Genomic DNA, 14216 nt, shown 5'->3' on the forward strand with positions numbered 1-14216 from the left:
TATGCTTGTAGACAAGCATATCAAATTTATCTTTTGGAATAAAATTGATGATTTGTTTGAAAATCGGCTGACCGACTAATTTCTTTTCTGTATCTTTATTGCTCATATTTTTGATTTGTCGTAAAACCAAAATATGAAAAAAGGAGCTAACCACAATGGGAAGCTCCTTAATTTTGAAAAGTTAGTCGGTTAGTAGTGAAATTTTATCTGTTATTTGATAAGGTGGTTTCATATTAATGATAGTATCATTTGATAGTATCACAAAGGTATTGTTTTTTTTGCTTTTGATCTTTTTTTAATTTTCTTTTTCAATAAAACCACGCCCTACAACCGCACAAATTGAAGTAAAAAGACTGTTAGACGAAAACGGTGGTTTTAATGAAAAAGTGAAAGAAGGTATCCAGATTTGGTACAATAACGATAAAGGAATTTCTATGCAGAATGAGTTGATGGAACTATTAAAATAGAACAAAGGTTAAAAAACAAACCTTTGTTCTTTATGGAATAATCTTAGTCATTTACCCAACGAGTTCCGCTAGTACCCCAAGAGTGTGAACCTCCCATTCGACATGGTGTAATAAGAGATAAAAAATTTCTCTCTACTCCACATTTAGAGCATTTGGTATAACGTTCTATTCCTTCTATTTTTTCAATTCCTTCTTATATATGATTTAAAATTAAAATACAAATCTCACAAAAATTAACAACTTGAAATTTCGTTTTTAGGGTATTTTATTTACTTTTACGGAAAATATTTTTCGGTTATGGAGAATTTTAACGAAATAGAAGAAGTAGAAAAAGTAATTTCAAAAATAAGAGAATCACGTAAAGAAAAAGGATATTCGCACGATGTTATGGCGGTTGAATTAGGTATCAGTCCATCAGCTTACAATAAAATTGAGCGTATGGAATCTAAACTAACTTTAGAGCGTTTTTTGCAAATAAAGAAAATTCTGGAAAAAGACTATTCTGACTTTTTTGATATTAAAACGGATAAAATATTTAACCAAACCTTTTCAGAACAACAGTCTTTTGGAAATGTTGAACATTTTTATCAGGACAATAAAGAGGTTTTTGAAAAACTAATACAGGCAAAAGACGAGCAAATTGCTTTGTTAAAAAGTTTAATAAAATAAATGATTATTAGAGTTTCCACCAAAAGAGGAATGTGTTAAAACCTTGTCAGTTCGAGCCTTTCGACAAGCTCAAGATAAACTAAAGTCGAGAACCGAAGCCTGTCGAGAAATTGTAGTTAAAAACTTCTCGATACACTGTACTGCGTTACGCTACTCGAAGTGACGGCTTGTATATAATAAGTCGTTTAGATAACTTTGGTACAAAGTTTCAGATTAGTTAGTATAAAAATAAAAAGAAAGTGTCCGAAAAGTAAAATAATTAAGTATAGTTCATTCTGACGAAGGAAAAATCTCATATAATCAGTACTTTAGATTTTTCGACTTCACTCCGTTTCGCTCAAAATGCACTTTTCGGACAGCCTCTTTAATATTGCAATTAGTTTTTAAATATTTCTATTAGTTCGAATTTTGATTTTAGCAAAAGAAACGCTTGGCTACGCTATTTAAATTTACAAAAAAAATACTTAAATAACTATGTTATTTGTCATAATTTTTGAAAAAGATGAACTATATATTTGTACAAGAAAACGAAAAGTTTTTAAATACAAATATCTAAAAATAAATAAAAACAAATTATTATGAAGCAAAGAGTTCCGGTATCACAGATTATGACCAAAAATTTAGAAACATTAACAACGAATCAATCGCTTTACGAAGCTGAAAGTTTATTCAAGAAACATGGTATCAGACATATTCCTGTTGTTGAAGGTAAGAAAATTGTAGGTGTTTTAAGTTATTCTGATTTGTTGAAAATAAGCTATGCAGATGTTACTGATAATGAAGATACGGTGGAATCTGTTGTGTACGATATGTTTACGATTCCACAGGTTATGGCAAAAGTTCCGCTGACGGTTACGGCTGAAACAACGGTGAAAGAAGTTGTTGAAATTTTAGCAAAACAATCATTTCACTCGCTTCCGGTTGTAGAAAATGATAATGAGCTGGTTGGTATTGTAACAACTACCGATCTATTAAACTATTTTTTAGAACAATATTAAGTTAAAACAACAGGTCTGAAATTTTCAGACCTGTTGTTTTAATGATTTCTGTTTTTGTACAGTTTTTATTTTTGTCTGATAAAAGTACTTTCGGTAGTAAAACCATTTTTAACCACAAATTCTTTAAATTGTTTTCTGGTTAAAGTATATGTTTTTGGTCTGATACTGTCTGACGCTGTTTCTGTAATTTCGTCTAGTTTTTGAATGCTTTCTTCGTTATAAATATCGCTAATAGAGACGATGTTGTTTTTATAGGTTAATTTTTTTACTTCCCAATTATTCTCTGAATTTAACGAATTTAAAAAATAATGACCTTTTAATTTGCGTAATATTCCGGTTTTTCCAATGCTAAATAAGGTATCTGTTGTTGCATATTTTGTAATAAACAAAGAATCGTTTAACGGAATAGTCTCCAATTTTATCTCTTTTTGTAATTCTAAAAGGTTGGTTTTGTTTAATGTATCGGTAAAATGATTTGTCAATAAAACCGTAGAACGATCTATTGTTACATCGGTATTGGTTTCGTAATTGTGATAAGATCCGATGATTTTCTTAGGAAATTCAGTGATGTCTTTTGAGTTTACAGGTTGCGGATCGGTAAAATTAGCCAAAGGCTTTTTGCAAGAAAAAAGAAGACAGACAAAAAGAAAAGTAAGAAATATGTTTTTCATAATGCTAGTTGATTTTCTCAAAACTACGAATTTTCTGTGAACGGTTGATTAAAATTTTAATTCAGCCATTTTTATTTTCTTATCTAAACTCATTCCGCCAGGATTACAACCCGGTTCTCCTTCAGGGATTTCAATGCCCTGTTTTGCAAAATGTTCTACCCAAACCGGAAAGAAATTTTCAGAATTAGGTTCTTTATATGTCATTGGGAATAATTTAAAAAAAGGTTTGTTGTTATTGGCAAATTTAAACGCATCGTAAATTAATTCGGAACAATAGTATTTGCCGTTGTCGTACAAAAAATCATTGTCGTACGGAACACCTAACTGCATTTGGCAAAATGTCGCTGCCAATGGAATCAAGTGCTGAAAAGGTTCTGTCAAAGTTCCTTTATATACGACGTCAGTCCGTTTTAAAAAATCGTTAATTGGTGTTTTTACGACGCCCTTACTAATGGCTTCATAAACAAAAAAATCTTTGTTGTTATCAGAATAAACCATTCCCACGTGATTGAAATCATTGCCGTTAAAACCTTCGGTAACGGCATTAATAGCATCGCACATACCACCACAATTGATGTTGATAAACAACAAATCGCCGCTTTTTAATTCGGTTTTCTGAGCAAAAACGGATATGGAGAATAGTAAAAAGAAGATTATTGTTTTCATAAGCAAAAAAGAAGCTTATTCGACTTCTTTAAAATTTGGGTTGTAAATTTTTTCAAAAGCCAAAGGTTCCATAGCATCGTCCACAGAAAAATTGCCTATTTTAGTTCTGCGTAAAGCAGTTAAATGTCCGCCCGAATTTAACGCTTTTCCAAAATCAAAAGCTACTGACCGAATGTAAGTGCCTTTGCTACAAACTACTCTAAAATCAATTTCGGGGAGCTCCACTCGGGTAATTTCAAATTCGGTAATTTCAATTTTACGCGATTTAATTTCCACTTCTTCACCGGCACGGGCGTGTTCATACAATCGTTTTCCGTCTTTTTTAATGGCAGAAAAAATAGGAGGGAACTGATCAATAGTTCCAATAAACTTTTTACGGGTTTCTTCGATTAATTCGTTCGATATATGATCGGTAGGAAACGTTTGATTTACTTCGGTTTCTAAATCGTATGACGGCGTTGTTGCACCAACTGTAATAGTTCCGGTGTATTCTTTAATCTGACCTTGTAATTCAGCGATTCGTTTGGTAAATTTACCGGTACAGATAATCAATAAACCCGATGCCAACGGATCTAACGTGCCGGCGTGCCCAATTTTAAATTTTTTAGGTAAATCCAGATTTTTAATCAAGGCATATTTTATCTTGTTTACCGCCTGAAACGATGACCAGGTCAGTGGTTTGTCAATCAGTAAAATTTGTCCTTCTAAAAATTGCTCTTTGGTTAATTTCTCCATGAATCAGCTGGCTGTGTAAAAGTAAATTAATAAAACAATTCCGATTACAATACGGTACCAACCCCAGAATTTAAAGCCATATTTTGTTAATACGGCAATAAAAGTTTTCACGGCTATTAATGCGGTAATAAAGGCTATAACGTTTCCAATAATAAATAGATTGATGTGATCCTGATCTTGTAAAATCATCTCGTATCCTTTCATGTCGTTGCTCCAGGTTTTTACAAAAATGGAGTAAACGGTAACGGCAAGCATGGTGGGAACGGCTAAAAAGAATGAAAATTCTGCAGCGGCTTTTCTGCTTAAACCTTGTGTCATTCCGCCAATAATTGACGCGGCTGAACGTGAGGTACCGGGCATCATTGCCAGACATTGCCAAAAACCAATGGCAATTGCCGTTTTGTACGAAATATCTTTTTCATCGTGAATTTTAGGGTTTTTAAACCATTTGTCAACAAATAAAAGTACAATTCCGCCCCAAACCAAAACAGATGAAATCGCGATTTGATTTCCCAGAACGGCTTCAATTTTATCGTCTAACAAATAACCCAGTCCCAATGCGGGAATAACGGCAACAGCCAATTTAAAATAAAAATTCAGGTTGCTGAAATCAAAGAATTTTTTCCAGTACAGCACCACGATAGATAAAATAGCACCAAACTGAATAGAAACCTGAAACATTTTTAAAAACTCAGATTCTTCCATTCCCAAAAGGGCTGCGGTGAATCCCATGTGTGCCGTAGATGAAATAGGCAAATATTCGGTCAGTCCTTCAACAATTGCAATGATGATGGCTTGTAATAAATCCATTTAAAGTGTTTTTATGATTGTTTTTTTGGCGATTTAAAGATGGAATAAATGCAAATTCCAAAACCAATAAAAATAACTGTCGGCGCCAAACGAATGCGTCTGAAACTGAAAACAGCTTCGTTAAACACATTTGGATCTTCACTGTTTCCGCCAGCCATTAATAAAAATCCTAAAGCAATTACAGCTACACCTGCTAATAAAACGATGTAGTTTTCTTTACTGAACAAAAAAGTTTTTTCGGTATTATTTTTCATAGATTATAAGTATAAATCGTCTGATTTTAAATTTAAAAAACGTTGTGTGGCAAAATAAGTACTTATGTAAGTGATAATTATACCCACAACAAACACGGCACCACAAACCATGAAAATAGATTTCGAATCGCTCATTAAACCCAGGGTTGGTAATTTTTTATCGGCGTACGATGTTAAACTCAAAATACCGATAACTGCCAGAACAGAACCAATCATTCCCAGTTTTACGCTGTTCCAAATGAACGGTTTGCGAATGAACGATTTTGTAGCTCCGACCATTTGCATGGTTTTAATGATGAATCTTTTAGAATAGATAGATAACCGCAAGGAACTATTGATTAACAACATGGCTATAACTGCAAAGAAACCACTTATTATCAACACCCAAAAGCTGATGGTTTTAATGTTTTTATTAACCAGATCAACCAATTGCGAATCGTAAACCACTTCGTCAACCAAAGGGTTTTCTTTAATAGAAAGCTCAATGTTTTTAATAGAATCCCGCTCTACATATTCACCGTTAAAATGCAAATCAAATGAGTGTTGTAGCGGGTTAAACCCTAAGAATTTTACGAAATCTTCGCCAATGGTTTTTTGATGTTCGTTAGCAGCTGAATCTTTATGTACGAAAGTAAGGTCTTTTATAAATTTCTGTTGTCCTAATTCGGTTTGATAAGTTGCCAATTGGTCTTCATTTACATTTTCTTTAAAGTAAATAGACATGGGGATATTCTCTTTGAAATTGTTCGATATTTTTTCGTAATTAATAACGAACATTCCTAATGATCCCAACAAAAACAACACTAAAAAAATACTTAAAACAACCGAAAAGTAAGAAGATATTAATCTGCGGTTTTGATATTTTTCGTACGCTGTAGCCATAACAAGTTTTATTTTTTAAAGGGTAAAAATAGTAAAGAAAATTGTTTTTGTACCTATAATGGAATGAATTAATTTATTTAGGCTAATCGTTTTTATAAATATTAACAAGAATTTAGCTTAATTAGGGTTCTGCTCAAAATAATCGATGGCTTCTTTAATTGCGTTATTTAAAGAGGAATATTGGACGTTAAGTTCCTGAATTGATTTTTGATTAGTGTAATAATTTTTTACACAAAGCGTTTTCATGTTTGATGAACTTAAACTCGTTTCAATGTTCAGTTTCCGCATAAAACTTCCAAAAGAACCAACGGTCAGCAATAAAAATTTGGGAATTGGAATTAAAATCTGCTTTTGGTTGCTAATACTGCGTAATTCCTTAAAGAAAGTCTTATAAGATAAATTAGTTCCTGCAATCAGATATTTTTCTCCGGAAGCTCCCTTATGGAACGCATTTATTATGGCATTTACAACGTCTTTAACCGGAACAAAATTTTTTCCACCGGGCGGATAAAATACAATACGTTTTTTTAAACCCATCAATATAATTTTTCCGGAACTCGGTTTACTGTCGTAGGCTCCAATCATAAATGTAGGGTTCAGGATTTTTACCTGTATTTCCTGGTTTTGGGTAAACAGGTATTTTTCGGCTTGTAATTTACTCTGTGCATAAAACAGTTTGGCAAAAGGTTTTTGGATCTTTTTTGTTTCGTTTCCTAATGCTTTTAGACTTCCATATCCAATGGTATTTGCCGAACTTATAAAAATAAATTGTGCTACTTTTTGTTCTTTCGCTTTTTCAAATAAGCGGATAGTTGCATCATAATTAGTTCTTTCATAATCAGCATATTTAATTAAATGCGTACCGGTTTCGGCAGCAATGTGTACAACAATGTCTGCTTCGTTTAAATATTTGTCATAATCGCCCCACAGATCCATTTGTACCAAATTCAAATTACCGGTTCGTTTTCCGATGTATTTATCAGGGTTCCTAATAATGGCTGTTACCTCATAATTGAGGTCTAACAATGCGTTTGCCAGGTTGGTTCCTAACAATCCGGTAATCCCGGTTATAAAGATTCTTTTCATGGTGTAATGGTTAATTCTTTTTTGATTTTATTGGTCAACATAGGAAGTTTTATCCAGATAGGAAGGATTCTTAAACACAACCAGCTAAAGCGATTAACCATAATTACCGTATCTCTTTTCTCTAATTGCTGAATACAGTATTTAGCTACTTTTTCCGGTTTCAACGCAGTCATACTTGCTAAAAAGCCTTGACCTTCGATTCGTTTGGTGGTGTCCTCATTGGTTTTCATCGGACCGGGATTTACGACGCTAACAAACACGTTCGTTGCTTTTAACTCTTGATACAACCCTCTTGAAAATGAATGAATAAAAGCCTTTGATGCGGGGTAAACCGTTTTATAGCCTATCGGAGAAAATGCAGCAAGACTCGATACATTGAGAATGTAGGATTTATCCTGCTTTTTTAGGTTTGCTAATAATTGATGTGTCAATAATGTTGTTGCCATAACATTAATCTGAATGATTTTTTCAATGTATGCTGATGAAGCTTCATCGAATTTTTTGGTACCACCCACACCGGCATTGTTGATTAATATCTTAACGGCATAGTTTTCATTAATCCAGTTAGCTAATGTTAATACGTTTTCTTGTGTACTCAGGTCGGTTTCGTAATGAACGGCACGGATTCCGAATTGTTCCTGAAAATTTTTACATAAATCAGACAATCCTTCATTGGGTAAACTAATGAGGATAAGATTGATTTTTTTCTGAGCCAGTTCTTGAGCAAACGATTTTCCCAAACCCTGACTCGCTCCTGTAATTACAGCAAATGTTTCTTTCATTTTGAAAAAGATAAATTAATGCTGTAAAACTACTGGTCAGCTTACCTTTAAATGCCCTGATTTATAGATGCGAACAACTAAATTTCAAAAATAGTTAATTGATTTATAATCAATGTATTATGTGTTCGTGTTTATAAATTAGAACGTTTTTTTCGGTATTCGGTCGGCGTGTATGAAGTCATTTTTTTAAAAGTGGTGTTAAAAGATGTTTTAGAATTAAATCCGGATTCAAAACCTATCGCTAATATGTTTAAATGATCCCACTTCGGGTTTGTTAATAATTCTTCCGCTTTTTGAACTCTGTATTTGTTTATGAAATGGAAAAAATTCTCATTAAAACCGTTATTGATCACATACGAAAGCTGGTGGCTCGAAAGTTGTAATTTTTCTGCCAGTTTCACTAAGTTAAGCTCGCTGTCTAAATAAGGTTTTTCGCGTTCCATTAATTGAAGCAGGTGGTGCTTTAAAGTATCAAGTTCGTCGTCGCTCAATAATTTGTTCTTTGGTGTTTCATTATTGTTTTCAGAGTTATCCAAAGGTTCGATGGTTTTCTCAATATCCAATCCTCTTGGGTAAATTTCTTTTTGTTTAATCGAATAAAAAGTTACCAAATAAACCACCACTAAGAAAAACAGATTGATGTAGAGATTTAATCCGTCACCAGTTGTAAAAGCACTGTATATGATGATTAATACCGATGAGGTTATAAAAGAATAAATGATGTATTTTATCCATTTTAAATCGATAAACTCAGTGTTGGACGAAAACAGTTCAATGTCTTTTTGATGCTTTTGGATTTTTAAATAAGCAGATACGGTGTAAAACAAAGAATGAGCCAGAACAATTACAATATAAAGAATATTAAAAAGCGATTCTTTTAACAGCGGTTTGCAGAATAATAGGATCAGAAATAGTAAAGGAACAATTAAAAACCTGCAATCTTTAAGCGAATATTTGAAATGCGGATTAATATAAAAAAGCACACTTATAAAAAACGTAACGGGTACTAAAAATTGAATGAATCGTGTAATAGCAAATAACAATGTGTTTTGGTCTAACAAATCGGGAATAATCATTTCGTCTAACCAAAATGTTGACCAAAGCAGTACAAAAATCCCAAAGTAAATATTCGCCTTCCGGTTTACCTCAATAGCGTTACTAAGTTTAATGAACGATAATAATAACAATCCGCCCACTATTAGTGTACAAATCAACGCATTTAAATCCATTACAGTTTTATAGAAGTTTATTAAATTGTAGTGTCTTCATCATCAAATATAAATATTATGTTTTAAAATGATAACGAAAATTCTTGTAATTTATTGGTTGTAATTATTTTACTTTTTAAATATTTTCAAAAAAACAAAAATCCGGCATTGAGCCGGATCCTGATACATTACTAAATAAGTTACATAATGCGGTAAATTCTGTTAATGGGAATAGTAACACCTTTTTTCAAAACAATATGTTCAGGAGTTACAGCCCAAATGGTAGTGTTTGTTACCCAAAGATCTTTATCGTCTTCAAAGAAAATAGCAATTTTAACATGATCAATGTTTCCCATTGCCATTGCATTTTCTAATTCTCCTTTACGATTTACAATCTCTTGTGGATCTGTTAAAACATCAGTCGCAGGAAAATTTAATCCTTCGATATTCTCTTTTTCAATGGGTTTGAATGCTAAATTCATAAAATCTGTCTTAATCGTATTTTTCTAAAAAATCACGCAAATATATCCTTTTTAATCTAAAAAAATAAATAAAATTGCAAACTTTAGTGTTTTAATTTTTGGTTAAACGTATTATTCTGCTTATAAAAGTAAAAAAATTAGTAATCTACAGAATTTAAAGTAATTTTGTAAACGTTAAAAAAGAAAGGTTTACAAATGAAATACAATCCAAACGAAATCGAAGCCAAGTGGCAGAAATATTGGGAAGAAAACCAAACATTTAAAGCAGAAAATCAATCAACAAAACCAAAATATTACGTGTTAGATATGTTTCCGTATCCATCAGGAGCAGGTTTGCACGTGGGGCATCCGTTAGGATATATCGCATCTGATATTTATGCACGCTACAAACGCCATCAAGGATTTAATGTGTTGCATCCGCAAGGATACGATTCTTTTGGATTGCCGGCAGAACAATATGCCATTCAAACCGGGCAACATCCCGCGGTTACTACCGAAACCAATATTAAAAGATACCGCGAACAGTTAGATAAAATTGGGTTTTCGTTTGATTGGAATAGAGAAGTACGTACATCGAACCCGGAATATTACAAACACACACAGCAAATTTTTATTCAGTTGTTTAATTCGTGGTACAATAGAGCGACCGATAAAGCTGAAAGTATCAGCACATTAATTGATGTTTTTTCTAAAGAAGGAAATGCCAGTGTAAATGCGGTATCCGATGAAAATATTGATATTTTTTCTGCCGATCAGTGGAATGCTTTTTCTGCCGATGAACAAGAACGTATTTTATTAAAATATAGATTGACGTATTTGGCTGAAACCGAGGTAAACTGGTGCCCTGCATTGGGAACTGTTTTGGCGAACGACGAAATTGTCAACGGCGTTTCAGAACGTGGCGGTCATCCTGTTATTCGTAAAAAGATGACACAATGGTCTATGCGAATTTCTGCGTATGCCGAGCGTTTGTTACAAGGTTTGGAAACTATTGATTGGAGTGAATCCATTAAAGAAGCACAACGCAACTGGATCGGAAAATCGGTTGGAGCGTCGGTTACTTTTAACGTTATTCCAGCATCCAACACCCAGCATCCAATACCCATCGAAGTTTTCACAACCCGTCCTGATACTATTTTTGGTGTTAATTTTATGACATTAGCTCCAGAGCATGATTTGGTTGCAAAAATAACAACAGCAGAACAAAAAGCCGAGGTGGATGCTTATATAGAAGCTACTTCGAAACGCTCGGAACGTGAGCGTATGGCAGATGTAAAAACCATTTCGGGCGTGTTTACCGGTGCGTATGCAGAACATCCTTTTACCAAAGAACCGGTTGCCGTCTGGATTGGCGATTATGTATTAGCTGGTTATGGAACAGGTGCGGTAATGGCGGTTCCGTGTGGCGATGAACGTGATTATGCGTTTGCAAAGCATTTTGCAGGTCAAAACGGAATGCCGGAAATCATTAATATTTTCAATCAGGATATTTCTGAAGGGGCATTTACCGAAAAAAGCGGTTTTGAACTGCAAAATTCTGATTTCTTAAACGGATTGGATTATAAGGCAGCTACTGAAAAAGTTATTGCCGAATTAGAAAAAATCGGACAAGGAAAAGCAAAAGTAAACTATCGTTTGCGTGATGCGGTTTTCTCTCGTCAGCGTTATTGGGGCGAACCGTTTCCGGTTTATTATGTGAACGGCTTGCCTAAAATGATCGATCCAAAACATTTACCGATTGTTTTACCTGAAGTAGAAAAATATTTACCAACCGAAGACGGTCAGCCACCTTTAGGAAACGCGTCTGTTTGGGCATGGGATACCGTAAACAATAAAGTAGTTGCAAACACAGAAGTCAATCACACAACCATTTTTCCATTGGAGTTGAATACGATGCCGGGTTGGGCAGGTTCGTCCTGGTATTGGTTGCGTTATATGGACGTTGATAATGAAAACGAAATTGCATCAAAAGAGGCTATTGATTACTGGCAAAACGTGGATTTATACATTGGTGGAAGCGAGCACGCAACAGGGCATTTATTGTACTCGCGTTTTTGGAACAAGTTTTTAAAGGATATGAATATTGTGCCAACCGAAGAACCATTTCAAAAACTGATAAATCAAGGAATGATTTTGGGGGAAAGTGCTTTTATTCATAGAATAGGGGTTATTTTAGGTAGAATTGGAGGAATAGAGTTTACTTCTGAAGAAATAAAGGAATTTAAAAAACTACAAGATAAAGTAGCCTTTATTAAAGACTACATCTTCTCTGAAGAACTTATTAAATACTTTAGAACAACAATTAATAACCCATCTACGGATGAAGATGTTCTTCATATGAAAAAAAGAAAAGACTTGATAGATGAAATTTCTAAAATTGTTATAGATGAAATTGACAAATCTGGGTTAGCAGGGAAAGTAGGTTATGCTAATCTTTTTAACTATTATAAAACACACGTTCCTGTAGATTACGTGAATTTAAAAAATGAATTAGATTTTGAAAGATTAAAGTCCAATGATTTTCAATATCAGGACGCTAAATTCATTACGGATAATGGTATTTTCTACGTTTCTCGAGAGGTTGAAAAAATGTCCAAATCGAAATACAATGTCGTAAATCCCGATGATATTTGTGAGGAATACGGAGCAGATACATTGCGTTTGTACGAAATGTTTTTAGGTCCGTTGGAACAGGCAAAACCTTGGAATACCGCAGGTATTACTGGTGTGTTTGGTTTCCTTAAAAAATTATGGCGTTTGTATGCAGACGATAACGGGTTGATTGTTACCAACGACGAACCTACCGCCGAAATGTACAAATCGTTACACAAAACCATTAAAAAGGTAACCGAAGATATCGAGAATTTTTCGTTCAACACATCGGTTTCCCAATTCATGATCTGTGTAAACGAACTGCAACAGCAAAAATGTAACCACCGCGCTATTTTAGAACCGTTGGCAATCGTAATTTCGCCTTATGCACCACATATTGCAGAAGAATTATGGAATATGTTGGGTCATACTGATTCGATTTCAAAACAAGCATTTCCTGAATTTGAGGAGAAATATTTGGTAGAAAGTTCTAAAGAATATCCGGTTTCATTCAATGGAAAAATGCGTTTTAAAATTGAATTACCTTTAGATTTAACCGCAGAACAAATCGAAGAAATCATTATGAACGATGAACGTACACAGGCACAGTTACAAGGCAAAACACCTAAAAAAATAATTATTGTTCCGGGGAAAATCATCAATCTGGCTGGGTTTTAAAAATAAACCTTCGTCAGTTCGAGCTTGTCGAGAACTTGTAATTAAATGAAGACTTCTCGATAACAATTTCTTTGCTATGCTATGAAATTTACTCGAAGTGATGATACGGAGATGTAAAATCAAAATAATTAATAAGAAACCGCTCATTTTATCGAGCGGTTTCTTTTTGGCTTACTTTTTGTGCGTATAAACCAAATCGATCATTATGAAAAATAGACTACTTTTTACCGCTTTTTTATTTACACAACTATCTTTTTCGCAATCACAACCAAACGATTTAGCTGCTACCATTGGTGTTACAACAATACCTAATTTTGGTAACCAGGGCATTGGTTTCGATTTGTCTGCTCGTTATTATTTTACCGATGCCTTTTCTTTAGGTGGTAATTTTTATGCTGCGAGCCCCAGGTTTAATCACGGTTTTGGATATGATACCGACCGTACGCTGATTAACATGTACGCCATAAGTGTTCCTTTACAATACGATGTGATTAATACCCAAAAATTCACCATGGGATTCGGTTTCTCAAACGGTGTTTTAATCAATGTGTTGCGAAACAGAAATGAAACCACTGAAGAAGACTTTTGGGATACCGACACAGGAATAGGGACATCGTGGAACGTACCTAAAAAAATTAAAACCGATGTGTATTATCTGTTAACGCCGTATGCCGAAGCTTCTTATAAACTGTTAACGTTAGATAAAGAAGATTTTACTTCGATGTATATCACTGCTAAAGCAGGCTATCAAAATGCTTTTGGCAACGGATTTTATTCCAAACCAAACGATTTTAGAAATTATATAGTATCTTTAGGCATTACTATTAAAGGAACAACAGAATAGACTTCCTAAACAAATTTTATATTTTTAAATTGACATCTTCCTTTTTTAATAAATAGGAGATAAATCTTATCACTACTAACCGACTAACTTTTCAAAATTAAGGAGCTTCCCATTGTGGTTAGCTCCTTTTTTCATATTTTGGTTTTACGACAAATCAAAAATATGAGCAATAAAGATACAGAAAAGAAATTAGTCGGTCAGCCGATTTTCAAACAAATCATCAATTTTATTCCAAAAGATAAATTTGATATGCTTGTCTACAAGCATAGTTCCGACCGATATTACAAGACTTTTGATTCTTGGACACAACTTACAACGATGCTGTTCGGGATATTGAGCCGGTGCGATTCAATGGCTGAAATCTGTGACGGGATGCGAGGTTTGGAAGGGAA

At 33.8% G+C, this 14216-nt stretch carries 15 protein-coding genes; 5 read left to right on the plus strand and 10 right to left on the minus strand.

Annotated elements, in window-relative coordinates:
• Positions 1-764 precede the first annotated feature (764 nt).
• Positions 765-1136 (plus strand): helix-turn-helix domain-containing protein, encoded by a 372-nt coding sequence (locus BLW20_RS13160; protein ID WP_245725337.1) that lies wholly within the window; start codon positions 765-767, stop codon positions 1134-1136.
• Positions 1137-1714: 578 nt separating this feature from the next.
• Positions 1715-2134, plus strand: a complete 420-nt coding sequence (locus BLW20_RS13165) for a CBS domain-containing protein (RefSeq protein WP_091102145.1) — start codon at positions 1715-1717, stop codon at positions 2132-2134.
• Positions 2135-2199: 65 nt separating this feature from the next.
• Here the strand turns inward: BLW20_RS13165 and BLW20_RS13170 are convergent, their stop codons facing one another.
• From BLW20_RS13170 to BLW20_RS13215, 10 genes are all read right to left on the minus strand, one after another.
• Entirely contained in the window at positions 2200-2805 is a 606-nt protein-coding gene (locus BLW20_RS13170) for a hypothetical protein (protein WP_143037810.1), read from the minus strand.
• A 48-nt stretch (positions 2806-2853) separates the two neighbouring features.
• A complete protein-coding gene (locus tag BLW20_RS13175) occupies positions 2854-3471 on the minus strand; it encodes a YiiX/YebB-like N1pC/P60 family cysteine hydrolase (protein WP_091102151.1) in 618 nt (205 codons plus the stop codon).
• Positions 3472-3486: 15 nt separating this feature from the next.
• Positions 3487-4206 (minus strand): tRNA pseudouridine(55) synthase TruB, encoded by a 720-nt coding sequence (truB, locus tag BLW20_RS13180; protein ID WP_091102155.1) that lies wholly within the window; start codon positions 4204-4206, stop codon positions 3487-3489.
• A 3-nt stretch (positions 4207-4209) separates the two neighbouring features.
• Positions 4210-5016, minus strand: coding sequence for an undecaprenyl-diphosphate phosphatase (locus BLW20_RS13185; protein ID WP_091102159.1), 807 nt, complete (start codon positions 5014-5016; stop codon positions 4210-4212).
• 11 nt (positions 5017-5027) lie between these two features.
• Positions 5028-5270: a DUF3098 domain-containing protein gene (locus tag BLW20_RS13190; RefSeq protein ID WP_091102162.1), complete on the minus strand. Its 243-nt coding sequence runs from the start codon at positions 5268-5270 to the stop codon at positions 5028-5030.
• Positions 5271-5273: 3 nt separating this feature from the next.
• Positions 5274-6152, minus strand: coding sequence for a cell division protein FtsX (locus BLW20_RS13195; protein WP_091102165.1), 879 nt, complete (start codon positions 6150-6152; stop codon positions 5274-5276).
• A 117-nt stretch (positions 6153-6269) separates the two neighbouring features.
• Positions 6270-7238, minus strand: a complete 969-nt coding sequence (locus BLW20_RS13200) for an NAD-dependent epimerase/dehydratase family protein (RefSeq protein WP_091102170.1) — start codon at positions 7236-7238, stop codon at positions 6270-6272.
• Positions 7235-8020 (minus strand): SDR family NAD(P)-dependent oxidoreductase, encoded by a 786-nt coding sequence (locus BLW20_RS13205; protein WP_091102173.1) that lies wholly within the window; start codon positions 8018-8020, stop codon positions 7235-7237. The genes BLW20_RS13200 and BLW20_RS13205 overlap by 4 nt, the downstream gene beginning before the upstream one ends.
• A 131-nt stretch (positions 8021-8151) precedes the next feature.
• Positions 8152-9249 (minus strand): helix-turn-helix domain-containing protein, encoded by a 1098-nt coding sequence (locus BLW20_RS13210; RefSeq protein WP_091102177.1) that lies wholly within the window; start codon positions 9247-9249, stop codon positions 8152-8154.
• Between the two features lie 179 nt (positions 9250-9428).
• Entirely contained in the window at positions 9429-9710 is a 282-nt protein-coding gene (locus BLW20_RS13215; RefSeq protein ID WP_091102179.1) for a hypothetical protein, read from the minus strand.
• A gap of 195 nt (positions 9711-9905) precedes the next feature.
• Between BLW20_RS13215 and BLW20_RS13220 the strand changes: the two genes are divergently transcribed.
• From BLW20_RS13220 to BLW20_RS13230, 3 genes are all read left to right on the plus strand, one after another.
• Positions 9906-12980 (plus strand): leucine--tRNA ligase, encoded by a 3075-nt coding sequence (locus BLW20_RS13220; RefSeq protein ID WP_091102183.1) that lies wholly within the window; start codon positions 9906-9908, stop codon positions 12978-12980.
• A gap of 205 nt (positions 12981-13185) precedes the next feature.
• A complete protein-coding gene (locus BLW20_RS13225; protein WP_091102187.1) occupies positions 13186-13824 on the plus strand; it encodes an outer membrane beta-barrel protein in 639 nt (212 codons plus the stop codon).
• A 162-nt stretch (positions 13825-13986) separates the two neighbouring features.
• A partial coding sequence (locus BLW20_RS13230) for a DUF4372 domain-containing protein (RefSeq protein ID WP_143037811.1) occupies positions 13987-14216 on the plus strand: 230 nt, incomplete at its 3' end.

The sequence above is a fragment of the Paenimyroides marinum genome (assembly GCF_900108395.1).
In the GTDB taxonomy this organism is placed as follows: Bacteria; Bacteroidota; Bacteroidia; order Flavobacteriales; family Flavobacteriaceae; genus Flavobacterium; species Flavobacterium marinum.